Genomic DNA, 22,595 nt, shown 5'->3' with positions numbered 1-22,595 from the left:
AAAAAGCCCTCATCACCTTCCATACTGTCGCCAATGAAGGATCGGTTGGGTTCGTAAATCTTCTGCAGGCCACACGTCTGATCCGCAAAGGCTTCGAGACGTCGGTGCTGCTGTACGGTCCGGGTGTGACGCTTGGCGTGCAGCGTGGCTTTCCCCGTCTGGGTGACGAGGCCTTTCCGGGGCACATGAACTGCAACAAGCAGATCGCGAAAATCCTTGAAGAAGGGGAAAGGTTTATGCCTGCCGCTTGCGCTTCAAGCTCTCTATGGCTACGGCGAGCAGAATCTGATCCCGGCATTACGCCGATCAATCCGCAGGACGTGCTCGACATCATCCTGCTGGCCGCCGCGACAACGCCTTTATCCTCAATACCTGGACTCTCTGAAGGCCAAGGGAGGACCGCAAGCCATGTCCCGTATCGTTCGCGCCGCAGCCATCCAGATCAGCCCCGTCTTGGTGACGATGGTCTGGGGACTGCCCGGAAAGTCTGTCAGGCCATCCGCGATGCGCGCGAAAAAGGCGTGACGTTGTGGTCTTTCCCGAAACCTTCGTGCCCTATTATCCTTATTTCTCATTTATCCAGCCTGCTTTCCGCTTCGGCGGAGAGCATCTGGAGCTCTACGAGCGCGCGTCATTATCCTGGCCCGGTAACCGACATGGTGGCTGAAGCCGCCCGCGACACGGCATGGTCGTGGTGCTGGGCGTGAACGAGCGCGATTTCGGCACGCTCTACAACACGCAGATCATCTTTGATGCGACAGGCGAGATCCTGCTCAAGCGCCGCAAGATCACGCCCACCTACCATGAGCGTATGGTCTGGGGCAGGCGATGGTGCGGGCTGAAAGTTGTTGAGAGTGCTGCTGGCGCATCGGGCGCTGGCCTGCTGGGAGCATTACAATCCGCTCGCCCGCTACGCGCTGATGACCAGCACGAGGAAATCCATTGCGCCAATTCCGGTCGCTGGTAGGCCAGATCTTCGCCGACAGATGGAAGTCACATCCGGCATCATGCGCTTGAATCCGGCTGCTTTGTCGTGAACGCACAGGCTGGCTCACGGAAGATCAGATCAGGGATATAGCGCGCGATCCCGCGCTGGAAGGACCGCTGCGGGGTGGATGCTTCACGGCCATCGTCTCACTGAAGGCAAGCTGCTGGGCACGCCGCTGACGGAAGGCGAGGGGATGGTGATTGCCGATCTCGACTTTGCACTGATCACCAAGCGCAAGCGGATGATGGATTCCGTAGGGCATTACGCACGCCCGGAATTGCTCAGCCTACTGCAGGACCGGCGGCCCGCACGCACGGTGCATTATGTTGGTGAGCACGGAGCAACTGGGCCGGTTGGTTCCTCAATGACGAGGCTGCGTCATGACTATTCCGATACTCGGCACGCTTTCCGGCCGCAAGCTCGTCACTGACCTGCAATCCTTCGGGCTTCAGATCGGTGAGCAGACCGGGGGTATCGCCCGCAAAGGGGGCGCCGGGCCTTCAGATCACAAGACGATCACCATCGCGGGTCAGACCGTCATGGTCCCGGTTTATACATCTGGTGCCCGACGGTCTCCGTTTCAGGCCAGTCCGCCTGACCAGAGTGGGACAAGCACGCTGCTGCGTGATGGCCAGACGCTGGGCACAATCCATTTTCCGAGGGCTCCGCGCTTTTATGGCCTGAGCACGGCGGACGGCATTCCTTACTGGAAGATCGCCCTTCTGCATGGCCGTGACACGCTGGCGACCACGGTGCACCAGACCTGCATCCGCTATGCGACCGGCGCACCTCCTGCCAGTTCTGCGCTATCGGCCAGTCGCTGGAGGCCGACCGCACCATTGCCTACAAGACACCCGCGCAGCTTGCCGAAGTTGCCAAGGCCGCCGTGGAACTGGACGGCGTGCGCGACATGGTACTGACCACCGGCACACCCAACGTAATTGATCGGGGAGCTGCCGTGCTGGCGGAATCAGCCCGTGCCATCCGGGCCGCAGTAGACCTGCCACTTCAGGTCCAGTGCGAGCCTCCGCGCGATCACGGCTGGTTCCAGCGCTTACGGGATGCAGGGGCTGACAGTCTGGGCATGCATCTTGAAGCCGCAACACAGGCGGTGCGGGAGAAGATCATGCCTGGCAAGGCCACGGTCAGCGTTGATCGCTATATCGACGCTTTCGCCAGTGCCGTGCCGATCTTCGGGCGTGGACAGGTCAATACCTACATTCTCGCGGGTCTTGGCGACAGTGCCAAAGACATTCTGGCTTTGGCCGAACGCCTGATTGCGTTCGGGTCTATCCCTTCGTAGTGCCGTTCGTGCCCATTTCCGGCACACCGCTGGAAAATCACGCGCCGCCTTCAGCCGAGTTCATGAAATCCGTGCTGGCGCCACTGGGCCGGATGCTGCGCGAAGCGAACATGAAATCTACCGATATCCGTGCTGGATGTGGCCGGTGTGGCGCCTGTTCCTCGCTCTCGGCATACGAACAATGAGCACGATCCTCGAAGGCATGGAAGACCGGCCGTTCATCCCCACGGAATATGTTGTGCGTCTTGCCCGCACGCCGTGGGAACGCGCCGGTTATCATGCTCTGCGCCGCGAAGTGTTCTGCACCGAACAGCAGGTATTCGCGGACGACGACCGGGATGCAACTGACGCAGTTGCCATTCCCATCATCGCGGCCTGCTGCCTGGCGGGGATGCCGGATCGGGTTGTGGGAGCGGTGCGCATTCATGAAGCTGAACCCGGCATCTGGCGCGGTTCCCGCCTGGCTGTGCATGCTGATTACCGCAAGCTGGGGCGGATCGGAGCGGAACTCATCCGTATGGCAGTCAGCACGGCGCATGAACTTGGGGCCACCCGGTTTCTGGCCCAGGTGCAGGAACAGAATGTACTGTTTTTCCGCCGCCTGCACTGGAGGAGTCTCGGCGTTATCACGCTGCATGGCCTGCCACATCATGACATGGAGGCCGATCTTTCGCGCTATCCGGCACACGTCAGGATCAGACTTGGCTGCTACGTCCGCAGCCCCGGATACGGCAGGTGGCGTGATGGCACATCAACTTGCCACACTGCTGCGCACGCTCCGCCATGGTCGCGCCCTTGCGGGCAAACAGGATATTGCTGAAGCTGCAGCGATCCTGAAACCGGCAGATCCCGATGCCATCCGTCTTGGCGATGACTGTGCCGCGCTTCCAGACGGTGACGGCTATCTCCTGCTGGCCAGCGAGGGATTTCAGGACAGCTTTGTCCGCTCAATGCCGTGGTTTGCCGGGTATTGCGGCGTGATGGTCAATGTCAGCGATATCGTGGCCATGGGAGGCCGTCCCGTGGCCGTGGTGGATGCGTTGTGGAGCGATACGTCCGAGGTGGCCGCGTCCATCCTGACGGGTCTGCATGACGGGGCACGCACCTATGGCGTGCCTGTTGTCGGCGGCCATACCAACATGCGCAGCACTCACAACTCGCTGTCGGTGGCGATCCTTGGCCGTGCCCGTCATCTGCTGAGCAGCTTCGATGCCCGACCGGGCGAAGTCCTGATCGCCGCCATCGACCTGCGTGGCCGCTGGCACGATCCGCACCCGTTCTGGGATGCAAGCTCCGCCCTGTGCGGCACCGAAGGGGCGGCCCGGCTGCGGGGGGATCTCGAACTTCTTCCGTGCATAGCCGAGGATGGGCTATGCCGTGCCGCCAAGGACATCAGTATGGCGGGGCTGCTGGGTACCGCCCTCATGCTGGCCGAATGTTCAGGCGTGGGCATGACGATCACGCTTGATGATATTCCACGCCCCGATGTCGCGCCTATGGAACGCTGGCTGTCCGCATTCCCCAGCTATGGCTATCTGCTCACGGCGCGTCCCGAAGATGCGGATGCGGTCATCGCCCGCTTTCATGGGCGGGGCATTGCAGCTTCTGCCATCGGCCAGTGCAATGAGACGCGGCGTGTGGATGTCACATGGACGGATGAGAAGGAAACCTTTTGGGATCTGGACCGGACGCCACTCATGGGGTTTACGCCATGAGTCTGTCCATCGGCATCCTGACCCATTCGACCAATCCGCGCGGCGGTGTGGTGCACGGCATGGCTCTGGCGGAAGCCCTGTGTGACGCGGGCCATGACGCAACGCTCATCGCGCCGGATGTGACCGGGACTGGTTTTTTCCGCACGCCCCGCTGCGCCACATACTGTATTCCGGCTGTGCCAGAGAGCGATCTACCAACGCTGTTGGAGCGCCGCATTGGTGAAATCAGGGACGCACTGCTTGGGCAGTATTTTGACGTGCTGCACGCGCAGGACCCCATCAGCGCCAATGCGCTGGCCGATCTGGTGATGGAGGGGCGGATACCGGGCTTTGCCCGCACGGTCCACCATCTCGACCGTTTCTCCCACCCCGTCCTTGCCACGCGGCAGGGGCGGGGCTTCATGGCGGCGACCGAACTCTTTACCGTCAGTACCCTGTGGGCAGGCATCCTGCGTGACGAACATGGTCGCGAGGCCCCCGTCGTCGGCAACGGGGTCGATCCCGTGCGCTTTTCGCCCGCACCAAACACGTATGATGCCTCGCTGCGGGCACGGTATCGTCTGCCGGCTGGCCATCGCCTGATCCTGACCGTAGGCGGCATTGAGCGCCGCAAGAATACCCTGCAACTGCTCGACGCGTTTCTGGCCCTTCGCCGCGAACAGCCTGATGTGCATCTGGTCGTGGCGGGCGGGGCTTCATTGCTGGATCATTCTGCCTACCGCACGCTGTTCGCGGCACGTCTGCATGAAAGCGGTGCAGCGGATCACGTGACCATAACCGGACCGGTTGCGGATGACGATATGCCAGCCTTTTACCGGCAGGCTGCCGTGCTGGCCTATCCGTCCATAACAGAAGGGTTCGGCCTGTGCCCGCTGGAAGCGCTGGCCTGCGGCACGCCCGCCATTGTGCCAGAAGTCGCGCCCTTTACCGGGCACCTTTCGCGGGCAGATGCGCTGTGGTGCGACCTGACGCGCCCCGACACCCTGCTTATGGCCTTGCGGGACGCGCTAAGCGTCAAAAACTGCGATCATTTCCGGGTCAGCGGCCCCGCAACGGCCCGCCGTTTCGACTGGAGCCGCGTGGCCAGTCGGCACCTCCCTGCGTACCGGCGTCTGGCAGTCCTATGGCATGCCGATGCCCCTGTTTCCGGAGTTTTATAACCATGCCCGAAATGACTTTTCGTGTGCGCTGGCCCGATGGGAAGGAGACCGACTGCTACTCCCCATCACTGGTCATAAGGGACCATTTCACGCCTGGTCAGGATTATCCGGTCAGGGAGTTTCTTGAAAAGGCGGATACTGCCCTGACAGAGGCCAGTGAGCGGGTTCGCGCCCGCTACGGCTTCCCGTGCAGCCGCGCCCTTGGCCAGCTGCACGCCATTCGACAGGCCGGTGCGCCCTTCCTTAATCGACCCGATGCGCAGGTGCGCGTCCTGTCTTTCAGTTGTTGAGACGAAAAGAACGACCATGACACAGAACGAAAAAAGCATTCCCGTCATTATCGTGGGTGGCGGACAGGCCGGGCTCTCCATGAGCTGGTATCTCTGCCGCGAGAAGGTGGAGCACATTGTCTTTGAGGCAAAGACGGCCTGCCATTCGTGGGAGGATGAACGCTGGGACAATTTTTGCCTGGTCACACCGAACTGGCAGTGCGAACTCCCAGGTCATCCCTACAAAGGGAACGATCCTCACGGATTCATGGTGAAACAGGAAATTATCGAATACGTGAAGGGCTTTGTTAACTCGTTCAACCCACCGCTGCACGAACACACGGCTGTCACCTCCATCACGCGCCATGAAGGCGGCGGGTACCGCGTGGTGGCGGCTGGAGAGACATGGCATGCAAAGCATGTGGTCATTGCATCGGGAGCGTATCAGGACGCGGTTATCCCCGGCTATGCGAGTGCCATCGATCCCACCATCCATCAGGTCCACTCGCAGGATTACCGCAATGCCGCCCAGCTTCCGAACGGCGCGGTTCTGGTCGTGGGCAGCGGTCAGTCCGGTGCGCAGATCGTCGAGGACCTGTTTCTTGAAAAACGCAAGGTTCATCTCTGTGTCGGTTCCGCCCCGCGTGTCTCGCGCTTCTACCGTGGCCGCGATGTCGTGGACTGGCTTGCGGACATGCACTTCTACGATCTTACTGTGGACAATCACCCCTTACGTGACGGCGCACGCGACAAAACCAATCATTATGTCACCGGCCGAAATGGAGGCCATGATCTTGATCTGCGGCTCTTTGCCAAGGAGGGCGTGGGCCTGCATGGCACGCTGGAGACAATCCGCGATGAAGTGGCGCACTTCGCACCGGATCTTGCGGAAAACCTTGATGATGCTGACAAAACCAATGCCGACATCAAGAAATCCATTGACGCCTACATCGCCCGCGAAGGGATCACGGCCCCAACCGAAGCCCCTTATGCACCTGTGTGGGAGCCTGATGGCAGCAACACCCCGCTGGACCTGAAAGCCGCAGGCATCACCTCGATCGTCTGGTGCATTGGCTTCCGCCCGAACTATCGCTGGATCGACGTTCCGGTCTTCAACGGGGCCAACAAACCGGTCTGGCATCGCGGCGTAACCGACGCGCCAGGATTCTACTTCCTCGGCCTGCCGTGGCTGCACACATGGGGATCGGGACGGTTTTCCGGTGTCTCGCGTGACGCCGCGTGGCTGGCCAGCCAGATCACCGGCAAAGACGTGCCCGTAGCCTGAACGGAGTAAAATACCATGCTTCCATGGACGACATACGAGGCGATGTATGATGCGGCGCTAAATCGGCCAGAGCAGTTCTGGCTGGCTGCGGCACAGCGCGTGACATGGAAGCAGCCGCCAGTGGCCGCATGCAGGACACGGGCGGATGGCTGGCATGACTGGTTTCCTGACGCTACGCTCAACACCTGCCACAATGCCGTGGATCGGCATGTTGAAAATGGTCGCGGCGGGCAGGCAGCATTAATCTGGCATTCCTGCGCCACCAGGGAACGGCAGGTGGTGACTTACCGGGAACTACAGGGCAGGGTGGCCGGTTTTGCTGGCGGCCTACGCTCGCTCGGCGTGGAAAAAGGCGACCGTGTCCTGATCGTTATGCCCACCATGATCGAAACAGCCATCGCAATGCTTGCCTGTGCGCGGATCGGGGCGGTGCATGTGGTGGTTTTTGCCGGTTATGCGGGGCCGGAACTGGCGCGCCGGATTGATGATGTGGCCCCAAAGTCATCATCACCGCCAGTTGTAGCTTTCAGGGGCAGACGGCAATCCCATCTGCACCTGTCCTGAATGAGGCGCTGGACAAAGCGACGCATAGACCACAGGCCTGCGTGATCGTGCAGCGCAAAGCCTGTCCGGCCTCACTTCTGCCGGTGTGCGATCATGATTTCCACATGCTGGAGCAGTCCGCGCCAGCAGAGCCGGTCATACTGCGCTCCGAAGATCCCCTGTATATTCTTCATACATCCGGAACGACGGGTCATGCGAAAGGCATTGTGCGTGACAATGGCGGTCATGCTGTGGCCCTCGCCTTATCCATGGATTTGATCTACGGCTGCAAACCCGGTGACACCTTCTTTACGACATCAGATCTGGGCTGGGTTGTCGGTCACTCCTACGGCGTCTACGCCCCTCTGATCAGCGGCTGCACCAGCGTAATCGTGGAAGGTGGCGCATCTGCTTCCGCCATTCACACGCTCAGTCATGAGCACGAGGTGAAATGTCTGTTCACGACGCCAACACAGATGCGACTCATGCGACAGGAGAGCCGCCATCTGTCAGGAGCGATAGTGCCCGCGCTGAGCCGCATCTTTGTCGCCGGGGAATATGCGGACCCAACTTTGCTGGACTGGGCGCGGGCATATTTTCGTAAACCCGTCGTCAATCACTGGTGGCAGACCGAAACCGGCTGGAGCATTACCGCCCATTTCTTCGGCCTGCCCGAGCGTGAGCCGGTCTCGCTCATGAATGATATCGGACGGCCTGCGCCAGGATTCCGTCCGACCATAGTGTCGTCCATGCCGGGTGAACGGTGCGGCGAGATCGTCCTGCCCCTGCCGTTGCCGCCCGGTTGCCTGGCGGGTGTCTGGAGAGACAGAGAAATCCATGTTCCTGCGGCCTATCTTGATGAAACGGGCAGGTATTACCGCACCTTCGATGAAGGCGTAATCGAGGATAATCGCGCGGTGCATATGCTCGGACGGTCCGATGATGTCATCAAGGTCGCAGGCCGGAGGATTTCCGGCGTGCAGATCGAAAAGATCATTGCAGCATATCCGGCCGTTCATGCCTGCGCCGTGGTGGCGATCCCCGATGAACTGAGAGGGCAGCGGCCTGTCGCCTATGTGGTGACTGATCCCGGCATGAAATATGTTCAGTCTGCCGAGGAAATCGTTGCACAGGTCAACGAAATCCTTGGGCGCTGGATTGGTCTAAAAGAAGTCCGCTTCGTCAGGCATCTGCCGACCACTGTATCTGGCAAGATTACACGGAAACGTCTTCTGATATCCTGACGTTATTAAATTTATTCGGATCGTCAGTACTGAATAATGGAGACACACACCGATCATTTGTAGACTCAGCTCTTATAGAACAAATCATGGTTATATTATTTTTGAAAATCTGAGACGAAAGTTCAAAATATTCTTCCATATGGAAGGAATGGTCACTCACTAATACTTAATAAAATTATATAAATTTCTATATATATATTTATCATGAAATATACACTTCTAGGGCCTGTTAGACCTTGAATGACAGAACGGACTGCATAGCTGTTTATGATGAGCATGATGCAGTCTGTCTTTTCCGATACCGCATGGTCCGTCTGGGAGCCTTTGATCGAGGCAGTCCGCCCGAAGGGCAAGACCCCGCCGAAGAACCTTCGACGGACGATATCCGCGATTTTCTGGCGCCATCAGAACGGCGCGAAATGGCGCGCCATACCAGATGAGTTTGGTCCCTGGTGGATTGCCGCACAGTTGTTCATTCGCTGGTCGAAGCTCGGTGTGTGGCAGCGCCTATTTGAAAAGGTCAAAGACCGGGATCAGGCCCTCGGCATGGTTTTTCTCGATGGCACGACGATCCGTGCCCATCACAAGGCGGCCGGGGCCGCCAAAAAAGAGGATACAGTGGACGCCGCAGAGATCGTGAGGCGCTTGGCCGCTCACGTGGAGGCTTTGGCACCAAGGTTTGCGTAGCTGCGGATGGACATGGCAGGGCACTGTCTTTCACGCTTTCACCCGGACAGGCACATGAACTGCCATCCGCTTATTCCTTGCTCGACGATCTGCCGTACCCACCGACCTATGTCGTCTGTGATCGTGGATATGCCTCGCATAAATTCCGTGAATATCTCTGGGACCGGGGAGTTCGTCCTGTCATTCCGCCAAGGAAGAATGATCCGGAAGTCGCCTGTCCCAAATGGGCTTACAGACACCGGCATCTGGTCAAAAACCTGTGGGCAAGACTCAAGGAGTGGCGGGCTGTTGCGACCCGATATGAGAAGACCGCTGCATCTTTTTTCTCCGTCATCCTCATCGCTGCTACAGCAGACTATATCAAGACCTAACAGGCCCTAGTAATTTCTGGCTTTTGGCGATTTGATTGACAGTTTCTTGGGTCGCTTTCGCTCTGCGTTTTGAGCAGATCGGGGGCTGCCCCCCGCTGGATTGCTATGCATTCGCGCTGATCCGCTCCAGGAAGATGAAGCGGCGCATATTGTAGATGATATTGGCGAGCCCGATCCTCATGGTGGCCCGGGTGATACCGACAGTTCGGACGAACAGACCCATTTGCGATTTCTGGTCAGCAAAGACATGCTCGACGCGGGATCGGATCACGGACTTTCCTGCATTGGACCGCTGGATATGGAGTGGCATGGGTTTGAGATGCGGCTTCTTCCTGTGAACCTTGGAGACAAAGCCCTGCTTTTCCATGAAGTCTTCATTGGCTTTTGAGCGATACGCTGTATCAGCCCAGACGCTTGAGGCCGTATTGGTTTTATCCAGCAGGCCCTCGCGTAGTCTGGTGCCATCGCTGGCAGTGGCGTCTGTTGTCTTCCATTTCCGGATGAACCGATACTTCCGGTCGATGGAAACATGCGATTTATAGCCAAAGAATGGAATGACGAGATCGCTGGAGGGCATAGTTCCATCATCCTGCCGCTTCGCCTTCGTGAACTTCAGCGTCCATCGCGCATGACGATCCTTGTGCGACAGCTTTGCCGGCTTGTCCTGCCAGTCTTCGGGGATACGGCCTGCCCGGAGATCGGCAGATAGCCTGCGTTCCGCAGAGTTGCATCAAACCGGTCAAACAGTTTTTCAATGCCCCCCGCCTGGGTCAGGCGTTCACGGAACAGCCAGACTGTTTTGGCATCAGGCACACGGTCCGACAGCCCCAGGCCAAGGAAACGCATGAACGACAGGCGGTCGTTGATCAGATACTCTGTCCGTTCATCAGACAAATTGTTGAGCGTCTGGATCACCAGGATTTTGAACATCAGCACTGGATCAAATGGCGGATGCCCGCCTTTACTCCCGTCTGAATAGGCCAAAGCCTTGTCCAGATCAGAGCGGAACACTTCAAAATCCACAGTCCGGGAAAATGCTTCGAGCTGATCGCCAAGCCCGCTCAACCGGGCAAGCCGCTCTTCAACATCAAAGAAACCAGACTGCTTCATGATCCATACTCCAATCAACGCAAGGAAAATGGAATCACAGAGTAGAACTCAAAACTAGGGGGTTTTTCGAACCCTCCACCTAACGAATATGAAATCCGACCGGAATTCGCCCTACCATAGGTGTTGAAGCCGGTGCGGCACAGTGCAACCCACGAGCAGCAGCCAGTGCCTGTGCATCCAGATCATCATAGCCAGTACTCTGCACCAGTCGGGTTGTAGTAATGGCTCCGTCTGCTGCCAAAGTGATCTCTACCACGCCTTCTCCTTCTTCGTGCAGATGCCGGGCCATGGGAGGATAATGCGTCTGCGGTGGGGAGCAAGTAAGCGTGCGTGCCCCGCTCCCGTTGGCTACATGAGCCACCGATGCCGCCGCTGGTTGCGCAGCAGCAGAGTTCTGTGCTGCAGGAGCCAACTGAATTTGACTGGCCGCAGTACGAGCAGAAGTGGAAACAGGAGGTGTCGCCACCTTCGGAGAATGCGAAGTCAAACTCGTCTTGGGTGTAGATGGTACTGCCGCCTTGCGAGGCATGGATATTTGAGAAGAGTGAGCTGAAGGCCGATGCTCATGTGCTGGAGCGGCCCGCTGTGTGGCAACAGGCGGAAAGATATTTGTCATGCGCGGCACGGGTGGTGTATCCGCTGGCATGGGAGGCGCTCCCAGCGAGGAAGCAAGCGCCTCGTCTGGCGGTGTTATCTCAGAGGACTGAGTGGCATAAAAGAGATTAGCCGTAGGAGGCACACTGAGTGGTTCTACCTGCTCAGGAGTAGGAACCAGTTCCTGAGGCGGGGTTACAGAAGTGAGGTTCGCAGCGCTGACGGGCTTGCTGACAGGAGATTCAAACACCATCTCTACAGCTTTCTGCCCCGGTGCTTTCGACGGATGCCATGGATGAAATGTCACTAGCAGGCAGGCTGTAATTACCCCGTGCCCGACTACTGCTGCCAGAAGAGCCAGATGCCACACCCGGCTAGTCCGGCTCTGTCGAGCAGAAAATACGCCCCCCTCTAACCGTGCACGCACGTCTGGCGTTAGTGCATCGTCATCCTGCCCTAGTCTGCCGTGCGGTTTCACCCGTCCGCGTTCCTTCATCCTTTGGTCCTGAACGGCCCATACCCACAACACAAGGCAGATACACCCAAGCACCCAAACAGCTGCGACGCCTTGCCACTTATGCCGACCTGCACGCGTGCCTGCCTGTTTTCTGCGTGGTCTGTGTGGGCTTTTTCCCGTGATTTTATACCTCTCGCCGCCGCCTTCAATCAGAAAGATCACTTTTGCGGCAGTCATACGTTTGACACAAATCCTCACATAGATAAATAAAGCAAAGCCACGTCCCACCTTTGGTCCAACCCACCATGGCCCGCACAGACAGGAGTTCCGGCTGCTCTGATGGCCCGCACCACCCACCCGTTGCATACGCTGCTGAAATTGTCGCTGGTGGTGGTGACACTGGTGGGCTTTCTCAGCCTGCTCGCCCTTCAGAGCTTTGCGCAACCGGATGAACTGCCCCGCGCCACCATAGCCCGCCTTCTGGGCGTGGATATTGCAGCTTCCCTCTCCGCGCCCGATGAAGTCTTGGATGCAACGTCCGCTGGCGCAGGGCAGAAGGGTTCTGGCCTTGCCTCGCCAGAAGGCGCGGTGGGCCTGCCCACCAGAGTGGGCCCGACCCAGCACCATCATATGATGGCCGCACATGCCCATCACATGGCAGCGGCCATTGCGGGTAAATCCACGCAGCCGCATTCCGGCCACCATCATGGGGTGGAGCAGTGCCCGCTTTGCCCGCTTCTTTCGCTCCCAGCGGCGCTCCCCGTGGCCTTATTACTGGTGCCCCCGCCCATTCTGCGGTGGATGCGGCGCGGCAGCAGCGCCTCCACCCCACGCGCACCGCCCAGCGTTCAGCTTGGCTTGCCGCCCTCACGTGGGCCTCCTGCCTGAACAAAGCTTCTTCGTGCCCTTTTGGCCTCATGACCGAAGAAAAAAGGGTTCTGCACGCTTTGTTTTCAGGATTGTTTTTATGATCACGCTTATCAACCGATGCCGCGTGCCGACGTGGGCGTGGGGCATTGCTGCGGTGTGCGCGGCCTCCACCATCTCCGCTGCGCTGGCGCAAACAGCGGCTGCGCAGGTCAGCGCCAGCAAGAGCAACACGGCCTCTGGCAGTGCCGTTGTCACACTGCCCCGGCTGGATATCTCAACGGATGAGGAAGAGGAAACCTCCCTCTCCGATGCCCCACTGACAGCGTCCTCGCCCGATGCCAGCTCACAGCGCATGTCCCGGCTTTCCAGCCCGGATGTGTCCTCGCTGTTCCGTAACCAGCCGGGGTTCAGTTCCTATGGCGGCGGGCGGCTGGCCAACCTGCCCGTGCTGAACGGCATGGCGGATGATCGCGTCGCCACTATTGTGGATGGCGTGCGCATCTCTCCCGCCTGCCCCAACCACATGAACCCCACCCTCTCTTACATTGATCCAGACAGCGTGCAGACTGCCACCAGCATTGCGGGCCTGACCCCTGTCAGCAGCGGGGGCGACAGTCTGGGCGGCACCATTGATGTGGAACGGGCAGACCCACGCTTTGCCCGCAAGGGCAAAATTCTTGTGACAGGCCGGGTGCGCGGCACCTACCGCAGCAATGGCGGGGCCTACGGGGCTTCTGGTTCTGTCACAGTTGCCAATCATCTGCTCAGCATCAGCTATACGGGTTCTTATGATCAGTCCGGCAATTATCGGGGGGGGGCGGGCATGGGCACCGTGCACTCCACCAATTACCTGACCTATAATCACGCCGTAACGGTGGGCTTGCACAAGGACAACCATCTGGTGGCCATTACCGTGGGGCAGCAGGACACCCCGCGTGAGGGCTTTGCCAACCAGTATATGGACATGACCAACAACCGCTCCACTTTTGTAAACGGCAAATATACTGGCTCGTTTGACTGGGGCACGTTTGAAGCCCGCGGCTACTGGCAGCGCATTACCCACGCCATGAACATGCTGGCGGACAAGGGCGGCCATTCAGCCACCACCGGCATGCCCATGAACAATGACTCCCGTCTGGCGGGTTATTCGCTCAAGGCCACCATTCCGCTAGGGCATTTTCATACCCTCAAGCTGGGCAGCGGGTTTGACCATGTGGGACTGAATGACTGGTGGCCACCGCTGCAAGGCAGCATGATGATGGGGCCGGACACCTACCACAACATCAATAACGGCCACCGCGACCGGCTGGGCCACTATGCCGAGTGGGAAGCCCACTGGACGCCGCGCGTTTCTACCCTGCTGGGGTTCCGCAATGATCTGATCATGATGAACACGGGAGCCGTGGCTCCCTATTCATGGACAGGCATGATGAACATCAAGGATGCCATGGCTGCCCGCGCCTTCAACGCCCACAACCGGGGGCGGACGGATGTGAATTTTGATGTCACCGCCATGGCTCGCTGGAAGGTAACAGACAGCTTTACGCTGGAAGGCGGCTACGCCCGTAAATCCCGCGCGCCCAACCTGTATGAACGCTATGCGTGGGGCCGTGGCACCATGTCTTCCAGCATGATCGGCTGGTTTGGCGATGGCAACGGCTATGTGGGCAACATGGATCTGAAGTCAGAAATCGCCAACACGGCCAGCGTGACGCTGGACTGGCATGACCCCACTGCCGCCAACCGCTGGGGTCTGACGGTCCAGCCCTATTACAGTTACGTGCACAATTACATCAACGTGGTACAGTTGAGCACTTTCTCCAACGGGCACCATTTGCTGCAATTTGCCAATCACAATGCCCAGACCTACGGCATTAACGCATCCGGCCATTACACGCTGTGGGACACAGCAAAATATGGCAAGGGTGAAGTCACCGGCGTCCTCAACTGGGTGCGTGGACAGGATGAGGTCACACATTCCGGCCTGTACCACATGATGCCGCTTAACGGCACGGTGGCTGTACATGAAACAGTGGGCCATTGGACCGGTCGGGTGGAGATGAACTTTGTCAAACCCAAGGACACCGTGGACTGGCTGCGCGGCGAACCCCGCACCGCAGGCTATGCCCTGCTGAACCTTGGCGGCAGCTACACTTGGAAGATGCTGACGCTGGATGCCGGAATTGATAACGTGCTCAACCAGCCTTACTACTTGCCGCTGGGTGGTCTCTCTCTTGGTGATACACGTTATATCGGCACCACCCGCGCCTTGCCGGGCATGGGCCGTTCATTCAACGTGAGCCTTTCCGCCACGTTCTGAAGCCTTACCTTTCCTGCCTGCGTGGAGAAATAGCCCGTAGGCAGAGAGTGAAACTGTCTTTATGGCAGTCCTGCCTTGGTTCCGACTCAACCTGATATTGGGTGTTAAGCACTGTATCTCACCTATCTTCACTGTTTCGAACAGTTGACGGTGGCCCGATTTCGGGACTGCGAAATCCAGTGGCTCAGCGTTGATTTGCTAATCCCCATATCCGCCGCAACCCGTGTCCTGGACAAACCGCAGCTAGGCTCAGGACCTATTAATTTATTGAACTGAGCAAGAGGTTGTGATTCACAGGTTTACCGATGGAGGGTAGCCTGTGAGTGATGTGTTTATGCTGTCTGAGCGCCAGATGGAGCGGATTGAGCCTTTTTTTCTTCTGGCGCACGGCGTGCCACGCGTGGATGACCGGCGTGTTCTGAGCGGGATCGTTTATGTCATCCGCAACGGCCTTCAATGGAAGGATGCCCCGAAAGCGTATGGTCCGCACAAGACTTTGTATAATCGCTTTATCCGGTGGAGCCGCCTCGGTGTTTTTGACAGGATCTTTGTCGCCCTGACAGAACAGGCTGGCCGTTCGAAGCGTCTGATGATTGATGCAACACACCTCAAGGCACACCGGACATCGGCGTCCCTGCTCAAAAAGGGGCTTTTCCCCGCCATATCGGACGGACAAAAGGCGGCCTGAACTCAAAGCTTCACGCCGTGTGCGATGATCATGGCCGACCGGTCCGTCTACATCTGACTGCGGGGCAGGTCAGTGACTTCAAAGGCGCTGATGTTCTGCTGGCTGACCTTCCCGATGAAACAGAAGAAGTCATCGGCGACAGAGGCTACGACAGCAACCAGATCAGGTTATCGCTTGCAGAACGCAATATCACAGCCTGTATTCCGTCGAAGAAGAACCGGAAATCAAAGCCACCTTACAATTGGCATCTGTATAAAAAGCGCCATCTGATCGAAAACATGTTCGCAAAGCTGAAAGACTGGCGACGTGTTGCGACCAGATACGACCGCTGGGCTCATACATTCATGTCCGCAATCCACATTGCAGCAAGCTTCATCTTCTATCTTAAAGAATGAGTCCTGAGCCTAATCCGTAACCTTCTGGAAAATGCCCTGTTACACCGCAATATCGCAACACCCGTTGTGGTAACCATTCTGCCTGACGGCTGTATTGATATTACGAACGACTGTGCCGCATTATCCCCTGAAACTCTTGCCAGATTAACAAATCCATTTGTGCGTGGAAGCCATACAGTGCATGGCAGCGGACTGGGGCTGGCTATTGCCAGCAATATCGCCAAACAAATGGATGCCACGCTCTCGCTCCGTTCCCCCCTTGCCGGAACAACACGTGGTTTTGGTATTTCCATCCGCTTTCCTGATCTGGAAACCCAGACTGGCGAACAGGGCGACTAGGTTCAGGACACATTCTTGAAGATAGAAGATGAAGGATGAAGCTTGCTGCGACGTGGATTACGGAGATGAATGTATGCGCGCTGCGGTCGTATCTGGTCGCAACACGTCGCCAGTCTTTCAGCTTTGCGAACATGTTTTCGATCAGATGACGCTTTTTATACAGATGCCAATTTGTTGATTTTCGTTGAGAACTGCCCCGGGTTTTTCATGAACAATTGACCCGTCCTGATTGTGTATGTCTCCTGTTTTGAGGAGATATTCAAGCGTGTTTTTCTGCCTTTTTCTTTCTGATTTTTGGTTTGGCGCTACTGGCACGGAACCTGTAGCTGTCATTTCCTGTTTCGAGGATATGACAGTGATGGGTAAGTCGATCGAGTAGCGCCGTTGTCATCTTGGGGTCTCCGAAAACATCGTTCCATTCCCCGAACCCCAGATTAGTTGTGATAATGACACTTGTCCGCTCGTAGAGACGGCTGAGCAGATGGAACAGAAAAGCCCCACCTGACGCGCTGAACGGCAGGTATGGGAGTCTTAAAATTAGCCCGTTAGATCGGATTATGCTCTAAATACCTCATGCATTAAGTGAAAAATACAATTTCAAATAACAAAAAATAATAGTTTTATATATCATATAACTAAAATTATGCCTTTTTAAAAAAGGGCAATATAAACAAAACATTTGTAGTTTAATATGTCTTTTTTTAACCAAAAAAACACGATAGGAAAGGTTCGCTTATCTTTGGAAAGTGAGTATCTTCGGTCATGTCATTACGAGTTAGGTTTGATCCTGAATTCATAGGAGAGCAAATCGGGCAGTTATGCTTTGAAGAAAGTCGTACAGTGCAAGAACTAGATTCATATCTAGCTGGTGCGGCTTATGCTGTGTGCTTATCTTTGGGCAAAGAGAAACCATGGAAACAAAAAGACTTTGTTAGCATTGGCTTATCTATTGTCCGCTCCGGGACAAAAAAATTTCTTGATTTAACAGAAAAAAACATACTGATAAATTCAGTTCCGCAAGAAAACGATATGAATCGTATGAATAATCATGAGGAAAGATAAATATTATATTTTACATACTATATTAAGTTTGTGTTTTTTAAATTCAGATGCCGTTGCTGAAACTGTTAAAGATATTTTTATCGGAAAAGTTATTGTGCATCCTTTTGCACAAGACCAACTTGAGGTTGGTAGTAATATACAAGGTAACACATCTTCGTCTTCTCCTTCTGCCAGCGGTCCGCATATTCGTAATGGCGTGAGGGTCAATATAGCTAATCAGGTCAGAATAGGTGCTATTTGGGATTTTGGAGCAGCTCCTGGAGGACAAATGCGTCTTTTCGAAGGAGCGGCTAGTTATACGGGATTGAAACATTTCCAATTTTCAGTTGGGGTTTTTAATCCTAGTTTTGGGTTGTCATCTATGCAGCCCAGAGGTGATAGTATTTTTCCTGAAAGAGCAAGTGTTTCAACAATTACTCGTGGCCTTGCCGCTGGTGCTAATCGGCAAGCCATTCAGGCATTATTTTATGGAAATCACTACCACGTGGCTATTTCTGGCACAGCAGGAACCGCTGGCCCTGGGAAAGACGGCAATCAAAGGGCAATCGTTTTCAGATCTGTTATTTTACCTATCCGTAGCCAATCTTTTCTCATGCACATAGGCATCTCAGGGGAATGGGTTTTCCAACCATCTCACAAAAATTCGATGGAAGGTGGGGTATCGTTTTCGGATACACCTGAAAATGGGGACGGCCTGAAAGATAAATACATAAAAACGGGAAATATTCTCGCAAAAAGCGCGGGTGCTTTTGGTTTGGAAGGGGCTATTTCTTGGAAAAAATTACTTATAACGAGCGAATATTATAATTTAATTGTTAATGCAAAGCCAAACCCCACGATAATTAGGCAAAATTTTTATGGATGGTACGTGACTGCAGCTTACACATTAGTTGGAAAAGCGCGTAGCTGGAAAGCAACATCGGCTAGTTTTACTTCTCCATCATGCGATCAGAAAAATTCTTTTTTTTGCCACGGTACTGGAGTTATAGAACTGGCGACAAGATTCTCTCAAATGGATTTAGAAAGCAATGATATATCAGGCGGAAAACAGAATATATGGAGTTTAAATATAAATTGGTATCCGCTAGATATTTTAAGACTTTCGTTAGATTATTCTCACACAAAATTTTATAGAAAAGGAACATATAATGATTTTGATAGCATTCTATCTATGTTCCAAGTATATTTCTAAATAAAAATTTAATAGCACTGAGCGATCATGGGCGGATTCAACCGGTCGTCGCAACACCTTCGATTATATGTTGTTTGAGCAGTTGGTCGAGTGCCCCTGCTGGTGTTTTCGTTGCTGCCACGTTGCCAGGGGCTTTGTGGATCGCCGAAATAGATATCAAGACCGGTATCAATCTGGAGTTGGGCGTGTTGTGCCATCTCCGCTCCCTGATCCCAAGTCAGGGATCTGCGCAGACTAACAGGTAGCTCCATGATGGTCCCTGTAATCGCGTTACGAACGGTCTGGGCCCCATGACCAGCAAGGGCTGGACCATTCCTGATCACTCTGGTTTTTCCATGCCCTTTCAGTGCGATGCCATCTGGCGTGGCGATCAGGCCTGCAAGGCGATCGTGGACATAATCGTGCAAGGTAGATTTTTGTGCCAGCTTACTCACTTTGGGACCTTGGGCCGCACAATCCGCATGCCATTGTGCGGTGGTGGCACGGTAATTGAAATCCCCGTTGCGGGTCGCGGAATTGCGTCTGATCTCACGAGAGATCGTGCTGGGCGAACGTCCCAGCTTGCGGGCAATAGCACGCACCCCGGTCTTGCGTGCGCATTCTAGGGCGATTTCTTCATGCTCGGAAAAGAAAGACTACGGCCCTGTGGGTGAGAGCCCGAAGGGGTTAAATGTGTGGGTGGCATTCCACTTCAGAGGAATTGAGAAAGTAAAGGATGAAAAAGCAGTCTGAAAAACATCCGTAAGAGATGTCATATCTCCTTCAGACTGCTTCGATCGGGCCCGAATAAGCTTTTACCAGCGGATCATGGGTCAGCAGAAGCAATCCTTTCACCGTGGCCTGTGCCACGAGTATCCGGTCAAAAGGATCCCGATGCACATCTGGCAGGTGTCTCATGGCCACCTTAAGCTCTTACGTAAAACGCGCTTTCGTGTCGTAACCTCGTGAAGGGCTAAATCATGCATCATTCCATTAGGGATTGCTAAATATATTAGATAATAATATATTAGATATAGCTAATGGAATGGTGTGATGCTCAAGCCGTCAATGAACCTATCGACCTTCGAGGCGAAAGCCGGGCAGGTTGCCAATATGCTGAAGGCGATAGCCAACCCACGACGGTTAATGCTGCTGTGCAAGCTGGTCGACCATGGCGAAGTAACGGTCGGAGATCTGGCACGCGATATCGGGCTGTCGCAATCAGCCTGTTCGCAGCACCTCGCCAAAATGCGCGATGAAGGCCTTGTCGTATACCGGCGGGAAAGCCAGATGCTCTGGTATGCCATTGCAGATACCCGCGTTGCAACACTGCTCTCCACCCTCTGCCATCTTTACTGCAAGGATTAATTCTGTGACGCTTGCGACCCTTTCTCCCGCCGACACTCGTGCAGCGATCGATGCGGGTGCGAGCCTAGTCGACATCCGCAGTGCGGATGAATATGCACGCGAGCATATTCCCGGTGCAAGGAACGTACCGCTCGACCGGATTGGCGATCTGTCGCATGACGGTCGTCCGATCGTATTCCACTGCAAGTCCGGAATGCGCACCTCTGCCAATACAAAGCGTCTCGAAGCAGTAACAGACGGAATTCCGGCCTATATTCTCCAAGGAGGTATCGATGCATGGCGGCAGGCAGGACTGCCCACCATCACGGATCGGTCACAACCTCTTGAAATCATGCGACAGGTCCAGATTACTGCTGGTACAATGGTATTGACCGGTGTGCTGCTCGGTCTGTTTGTTTCCCCTGGCTTTTTTGGCTTGTCGGCGTTCGTCGGTGTAGGGTTGATGTTCGCCGGAGTGACAGGGTGGTGCGGCATGGCCACTCTTCTGCGCGTCATGCCATGGAATCGATGAACGGTGATTGTAGCGCCAAAGCTGGGTAACCCATCGGTTGCAGTTTACTCCTCCCACCCGGCTAACAAACCGAAGACAAAATCGGAATCCCCATACACCATTTATGGAACAAACCCGTTACAAGTCCACACCGGACATCGGCGTCCCTGCTTAAAAAGGGGCTTTTCCCCGCCATATTGGACGCACAAGAGGCGGTTTGAACTCAAAGCTTCATGCCGTGTGCGATGATCAGAGCCGACCTGTCCGCCTGCTGGACAGGTCAGTGACTTCAGGGGCGCAGACGTGCTTCTGGCAGACCACCCCGATGAGACAGAGGAAGTCATCGGTGATCGAGGATACGACAGCAATAAGATCAGACAGTCTCTCGCATGCCGGAATATCACCACCTGTATTCCACCAAAGAAGAACAGGAAATCAAAGCCACCTTACAATTGGCATCTGTATAAAAAGCGCTATCTGATCGAAAACATGTTCGCAAAGCTGAAAGACTGGCGACGGGTGGCAACACGATATGACTGCTGTGCTCATACATTCATGTCCGCAATCCACATTGCAGCAAGCTTCATCTTCTATCTTAAAGAATGAGTCCTGAGCCTAGTCACAGTCCTTATTAATTTGTCTTTGCAAATGTAAAGGCATAATCAGATGATGTGTTTGTTGGAGGACACATCATGGCTTCAATTAACCTGTGCATCGATGACAGTCTGAAGAAAGCTGCATACGATCGTCTGTCAGAACTCGGCGTGACATCCTCAGATCTTATCCGCCAGACCGTTGAATATGTCGTCGCTACTGGCAAGCTCCCTGTCCGGCGCACTGTTGTATCGGATGACGGTCTGGAGCTTCTTCCCGTCGTTCGAGAGCGTCTTGCCTCGCCTGAACCGTCTATTCCGGTTTCATTGGACGATCTGTGAGCTGCTATAAAATCAAACGTCGAGCTTCCGGATATCGGCTGGTGTATCAGGTTCATGAGGGGAAACTCATAGTGCTGGTTGTTGCGATTGGACGCAGGGATGCCAATGAGGTTTACGACGATGCAACCCGCCGCGTCTGAGCATGTTCCGGACAGCCTCAGTTAAATCTCCTGACGGAAAGTTATACGAAAGCCTCAGCCAGACGGGGCTGGCCATAGGCAGACTTGATCAGCGCCTGCGTCATCATCCTCTCCTCCCTGCAATCCTGTTTCGGGAGCAGCTGGAAGCTGCAAGAGCCTGTGCAGCAGTCGATGGCCATCTCATAGATCCGTGGCGGTTGGCGGCGGAATTGGAAGGTTTGAGATCAGTACCACTCGGATGTGATATTTATGAACGCGGAACGTCTGTGGACGCTCTCCACGCTGCGTTTGAGCAATATCAGTGGTTGGTTAGGCCAACAGATACGCAACGCAACGCGATAGAAGAGGCTTCAGGTTGGCTCAGCAAGCATAGTGTCAGATTAGGCCCTCTTCTTGGCTCCGCCCGAGCCTTTCATGCCTGGATAGAAGCAGGACATGCTCGTGCCCCGATGCGCGCCGCTTTGATCCGTCACTGGCGCCTGACCAATGTTCTTCATTTTCCGCTTCCCCTTGTTGGAGCCAGATCCTTCGTACCGGAAGCACCTTGGAGCCCAACTGCATGGCTCCCTTTTTTCCTGAACTGTCTGAATGAAGAAATCGCGGCCGTTGAGGACCGCACACGGACTCTGGAACAAAGCTGGCGTCAGGCCAGATCAAAATCGGGTGGCCAACGTCGCACCTCGCGCGCTGACAAGGTGGTAGACCTTCTCGCAGCCTATCCAGTGGTCTCGGCAACACGCCTCTCAGCTGAGCTCGGCCTGTCGCTCAAAGCTGCCTACATCTATCTGGAACGTTTTCTGGAAATGGGGCTGATTGTTGAAGTCACACATCGCGCGGCGCGACGTCTGTTCGCCCTGAAAGATCTGGAACCTCTTCGCGAGATTGTCAGGCCCCCTAAAAGACCCCAACCAGGCAGAAAACGTGGGCGACCGAGAAAAAAAGAAAGTCAGGAAACCTGTCCTCCAGATGAGAACGTGGACATCCGGCCGGTAGAGCCGGCGCCCACGTTTGCTCCCATTAATTATGAGGAACTGGAGCGTGCGATAGATCACGCAGAACGTGTGATCAGACGCCATCGGCCTGATTAAATT

The 22,595-nt window shown here is 55.5% G+C and carries 21 protein-coding genes and 9 pseudogenes; 23 read left to right on the top strand and 7 right to left on the bottom strand.

The genetic code is table 11. The features are described 5' to 3' along the window. The first annotated feature begins 11 nt into the window (after positions 1 to 11). From EOV40_RS15345 to EOV40_RS14085, 11 genes and pseudogenes are all read left to right on the top strand, one after another. Positions 12 to 707 (top strand): MSMEG_0572/Sll0783 family nitrogen starvation response protein, encoded by a 696-nt coding sequence (locus tag EOV40_RS15345; RefSeq protein WP_408740521.1) that lies wholly within the window; start codon positions 12 to 14, stop codon positions 705 to 707. After that, positions 704 to 967 carry a nitrilase-related carbon-nitrogen hydrolase gene (locus tag EOV40_RS14130; RefSeq protein ID WP_167506912.1) on the top strand — a complete coding sequence of 88 codons (264 nt, stop codon included), beginning with the start codon at positions 704 to 706 and terminating at the stop codon, positions 965 to 967. Before EOV40_RS15345 ends, EOV40_RS14130 begins: the two co-directional genes overlap by 4 nt. Positions 968 to 1,115: 148 nt before the next feature. Further along, positions 1,116 to 1,418, top strand: coding sequence for a hypothetical protein (locus EOV40_RS14125; RefSeq protein WP_128106389.1), 303 nt, complete (start codon positions 1,116 to 1,118; stop codon positions 1,416 to 1,418). Beyond that, a pseudogene (locus EOV40_RS14120) lies at positions 1,369 to 2,476 on the top strand (MSMEG_0568 family radical SAM protein). The gene EOV40_RS14125 and the pseudogene EOV40_RS14120 overlap by 50 nt, the downstream one beginning before the upstream one ends. After that, positions 2,473 to 3,035: pseudogene (locus tag EOV40_RS14115) on the top strand (MSMEG_0567/Sll0786 family nitrogen starvation N-acetyltransferase). Before EOV40_RS14120 ends, EOV40_RS14115 begins: the two co-directional pseudogenes overlap by 4 nt. Further along, positions 3,032 to 4,006: a sll0787 family AIR synthase-like protein gene (locus EOV40_RS14110; RefSeq protein WP_208729363.1), complete on the top strand. Its 975-nt coding sequence runs from the start codon at positions 3,032 to 3,034 to the stop codon at positions 4,004 to 4,006. Before EOV40_RS14115 ends, EOV40_RS14110 begins: the two are co-directional and overlap by 4 nt. Beyond that, entirely contained in the window at positions 4,003 to 5,166 is a 1,164-nt protein-coding gene (locus EOV40_RS14105) for an MSMEG_0565 family glycosyltransferase (RefSeq protein ID WP_128106387.1), read from the top strand. The genes EOV40_RS14110 and EOV40_RS14105 overlap by 4 nt, the downstream gene beginning before the upstream one ends. 2 nt (positions 5,167 to 5,168) lie before the next feature. Next, complete coding sequence (locus tag EOV40_RS14100) at positions 5,169 to 5,456, top strand: MSMEG_0570 family nitrogen starvation response protein (protein ID WP_086897949.1); 288 nt, start codon at positions 5,169 to 5,171, stop codon at positions 5,454 to 5,456. 16 nt (positions 5,457 to 5,472) lie between these two features. Next, positions 5,473 to 6,720: an MSMEG_0569 family flavin-dependent oxidoreductase gene (locus EOV40_RS14095; protein ID WP_089179624.1), complete on the top strand. Its 1,248-nt coding sequence runs from the start codon at positions 5,473 to 5,475 to the stop codon at positions 6,718 to 6,720. 15 nt (positions 6,721 to 6,735) lie between these two features. Beyond that, positions 6,736 to 8,507: pseudogene (locus EOV40_RS14090) on the top strand (AMP-binding protein). Between the two features lie 279 nt (positions 8,508 to 8,786). Next, a protein-coding gene (locus tag EOV40_RS14085) for an IS5 family transposase (RefSeq protein ID WP_253534054.1) occupies positions 8,787 to 9,565 on the top strand; the annotation gives its coding sequence in 2 pieces (ribosomal slippage) (positions 8,787 to 9,117 and positions 9,117 to 9,565; 780 coding nt in all). Between the two features lie 103 nt (positions 9,566 to 9,668). On the opposite strand, the pseudogene EOV40_RS14080 reads toward EOV40_RS14085, so the two are convergent. Both EOV40_RS14080 and EOV40_RS14075 read right to left on the bottom strand, forming a co-directional pair. Further along, a pseudogene (locus EOV40_RS14080) lies at positions 9,669 to 10,675 on the bottom strand (IS5 family transposase). Positions 10,676 to 10,754: 79 nt separating this feature from the next. Further along, positions 10,755 to 11,747 (bottom strand): TonB family protein, encoded by a 993-nt coding sequence (locus EOV40_RS14075; protein ID WP_128106386.1) that lies wholly within the window; start codon positions 11,745 to 11,747, stop codon positions 10,755 to 10,757. Between the two features lie 318 nt (positions 11,748 to 12,065). On the opposite strand from EOV40_RS14075, the gene EOV40_RS14070 reads away from it, so the two are divergent. From EOV40_RS14070 to EOV40_RS14055, 4 genes and pseudogenes are all read left to right on the top strand, one after another. Next, positions 12,066 to 12,614 (top strand): hypothetical protein, encoded by a 549-nt coding sequence (locus tag EOV40_RS14070; RefSeq protein ID WP_003626866.1) that lies wholly within the window; start codon positions 12,066 to 12,068, stop codon positions 12,612 to 12,614. A gap of 79 nt (positions 12,615 to 12,693) precedes the next feature. Next, positions 12,694 to 14,916: a TonB-dependent receptor gene (locus EOV40_RS14065; protein ID WP_128106385.1), complete on the top strand. Its 2,223-nt coding sequence runs from the start codon at positions 12,694 to 12,696 to the stop codon at positions 14,914 to 14,916. A gap of 319 nt (positions 14,917 to 15,235) precedes the next feature. Next, positions 15,236 to 15,999, top strand: a protein-coding gene (locus EOV40_RS14060) for an IS5 family transposase (RefSeq protein ID WP_128106384.1) whose coding sequence is annotated in 2 segments (ribosomal slippage) — positions 15,236 to 15,569 and positions 15,569 to 15,999 — 765 coding nt in all. Because the reading frame shifts where the segments join, the coding sequence is not laid out codon by codon here. A gap of 9 nt (positions 16,000 to 16,008) precedes the next feature. Next, a pseudogene (locus EOV40_RS14055) lies at positions 16,009 to 16,338 on the top strand (sensor histidine kinase); the annotation flags it as partial. Positions 16,339 to 16,363: 25 nt separating this feature from the next. Here the strand turns inward: EOV40_RS14055 and EOV40_RS14050 are convergent. The 3 genes and pseudogenes from EOV40_RS14050 to EOV40_RS14040 all read right to left on the bottom strand — a co-directional run. After that, a pseudogene (locus EOV40_RS14050) lies at positions 16,364 to 16,498 on the bottom strand (IS5/IS1182 family transposase); the annotation flags it as partial. Continuing rightward, positions 16,480 to 16,671, bottom strand: coding sequence for a hypothetical protein (locus EOV40_RS14045; RefSeq protein ID WP_128106382.1), 192 nt, complete (start codon positions 16,669 to 16,671; stop codon positions 16,480 to 16,482). The pseudogene EOV40_RS14050 and the gene EOV40_RS14045, both read right to left, overlap by 19 nt. Continuing rightward, positions 16,598 to 16,876 (bottom strand): annotated as a pseudogene (locus EOV40_RS14040) (ATP-binding protein); the annotation flags it as partial. The gene EOV40_RS14045 and the pseudogene EOV40_RS14040, both read right to left, overlap by 74 nt. 224 nt (positions 16,877 to 17,100) lie before the next feature. Here EOV40_RS14040 and EOV40_RS14035 point away from each other — a divergent pair. Then, positions 17,101 to 17,400 carry a hypothetical protein gene (locus EOV40_RS14035; protein ID WP_128106381.1) on the top strand — a complete coding sequence of 100 codons (300 nt, stop codon included), beginning with the start codon at positions 17,101 to 17,103 and terminating at the stop codon, positions 17,398 to 17,400. Then, complete coding sequence (locus tag EOV40_RS14030) at positions 17,387 to 18,592, top strand: OprO/OprP family phosphate-selective porin (RefSeq protein WP_128106380.1); 1,206 nt, start codon at positions 17,387 to 17,389, stop codon at positions 18,590 to 18,592. Before EOV40_RS14035 ends, EOV40_RS14030 begins: the two co-directional genes overlap by 14 nt. Before the next feature lie 98 nt (positions 18,593 to 18,690). Here the strand turns inward: EOV40_RS14030 and EOV40_RS14025 are convergent. Both EOV40_RS14025 and EOV40_RS14020 read right to left on the bottom strand, forming a co-directional pair. Beyond that, positions 18,691 to 19,280 (bottom strand): annotated as a pseudogene (locus EOV40_RS14025) (transposase); the annotation flags it as partial. Between the two features lie 74 nt (positions 19,281 to 19,354). Continuing rightward, a pseudogene (locus tag EOV40_RS14020) lies at positions 19,355 to 19,495 on the bottom strand (PIN domain nuclease); the annotation flags it as partial. A gap of 144 nt (positions 19,496 to 19,639) precedes the next feature. On the opposite strand from EOV40_RS14020, the gene EOV40_RS14015 reads away from it, so the two are divergent. The 6 genes from EOV40_RS14015 to EOV40_RS13990 all read left to right on the top strand — a co-directional run bounded on the left by EOV40_RS14015 (position 19,640) and on the right by EOV40_RS13990 (position 22,592). Next, positions 19,640 to 19,939, top strand: a complete 300-nt coding sequence (locus EOV40_RS14015) for an ArsR/SmtB family transcription factor (RefSeq protein ID WP_244297048.1) — start codon at positions 19,640 to 19,642, stop codon at positions 19,937 to 19,939. 4 nt (positions 19,940 to 19,943) lie between these two features. Continuing rightward, positions 19,944 to 20,450, top strand: a complete 507-nt coding sequence (locus EOV40_RS14010; protein ID WP_128106378.1) for a rhodanese family protein — start codon at positions 19,944 to 19,946, stop codon at positions 20,448 to 20,450. 282 nt (positions 20,451 to 20,732) lie between these two features. After that, positions 20,733 to 21,035, top strand: a complete 303-nt coding sequence (locus EOV40_RS14005) for a transposase (protein ID WP_128106377.1) — start codon at positions 20,733 to 20,735, stop codon at positions 21,033 to 21,035. 86 nt (positions 21,036 to 21,121) lie between these two features. Then, positions 21,122 to 21,364 carry a type II toxin-antitoxin system RelB/DinJ family antitoxin gene (locus EOV40_RS14000; RefSeq protein ID WP_128106376.1) on the top strand — a complete coding sequence of 81 codons (243 nt, stop codon included), beginning with the start codon at positions 21,122 to 21,124 and terminating at the stop codon, positions 21,362 to 21,364. Continuing rightward, positions 21,361 to 21,504 (top strand): type II toxin-antitoxin system RelE family toxin, encoded by a 144-nt coding sequence (locus EOV40_RS15400; protein WP_238704126.1) that lies wholly within the window; start codon positions 21,361 to 21,363, stop codon positions 21,502 to 21,504. Before EOV40_RS14000 ends, EOV40_RS15400 begins: the two co-directional genes overlap by 4 nt. Positions 21,505 to 21,506: 2 nt before the next feature. Then, on the top strand, positions 21,507 to 22,592 hold the full coding sequence (locus EOV40_RS13990) for a Fic family protein (protein ID WP_128106375.1): 1,086 nt from the start codon (positions 21,507 to 21,509) through the stop codon (positions 22,590 to 22,592). Positions 22,593 to 22,595 lie beyond the last annotated feature (3 nt).

This window comes from Acetobacter oryzoeni (assembly GCF_004014775.2).
Classification (GTDB): Bacteria; Pseudomonadota; Alphaproteobacteria; order Acetobacterales; family Acetobacteraceae; genus Acetobacter; species Acetobacter oryzoeni.
The sequence above is the reverse complement of the archived record's forward strand: the minus strand, read 5'-3'. Positions and strand labels throughout refer to the sequence as shown.

Excerpts from the sequence above, each read along its gene's own strand:
- EOV40_RS14125 (WP_128106389.1), top strand. The coding sequence starts at position 1,116 with ATGCTTCACGGCCATCGTCTCACTGAAGGCAAGCTGCTGGGCACGCCG.
- EOV40_RS14105 (WP_128106387.1), top strand. The coding sequence starts at position 4,003 with ATGAGTCTGTCCATCGGCATCCTGACCCATTCGACCAATCCGCGCGGC.
- EOV40_RS14100 (WP_086897949.1), top strand. The coding sequence starts at position 5,169 with ATGCCCGAAATGACTTTTCGTGTGCGCTGGCCCGATGGGAAGGAGACC.
- EOV40_RS14095 (WP_089179624.1), top strand. The coding sequence starts at position 5,473 with ATGACACAGAACGAAAAAAGCATTCCCGTCATTATCGTGGGTGGCGGA.
- EOV40_RS14070 (WP_003626866.1), top strand. The coding sequence starts at position 12,066 with ATGGCCCGCACCACCCACCCGTTGCATACGCTGCTGAAATTGTCGCTG.
- EOV40_RS14065 (WP_128106385.1), top strand. The coding sequence starts at position 12,694 with ATGATCACGCTTATCAACCGATGCCGCGTGCCGACGTGGGCGTGGGGC.
- EOV40_RS14045 (WP_128106382.1), bottom strand. The coding sequence starts at position 16,671 with ATGACAGCTACAGGTTCCGTGCCAGTAGCGCCAAACCAAAAATCAGAA.
- EOV40_RS14035 (WP_128106381.1), top strand. The coding sequence starts at position 17,101 with ATGTCATTACGAGTTAGGTTTGATCCTGAATTCATAGGAGAGCAAATC.
- EOV40_RS14030 (WP_128106380.1), top strand. The coding sequence starts at position 17,387 with ATGAGGAAAGATAAATATTATATTTTACATACTATATTAAGTTTGTGT.
- EOV40_RS14015 (WP_244297048.1), top strand. The coding sequence starts at position 19,640 with ATGAACCTATCGACCTTCGAGGCGAAAGCCGGGCAGGTTGCCAATATG.
- EOV40_RS14000 (WP_128106376.1), top strand. The coding sequence starts at position 21,122 with ATGGCTTCAATTAACCTGTGCATCGATGACAGTCTGAAGAAAGCTGCA.
- EOV40_RS13990 (WP_128106375.1), top strand. The coding sequence starts at position 21,507 with ATGTTCCGGACAGCCTCAGTTAAATCTCCTGACGGAAAGTTATACGAA.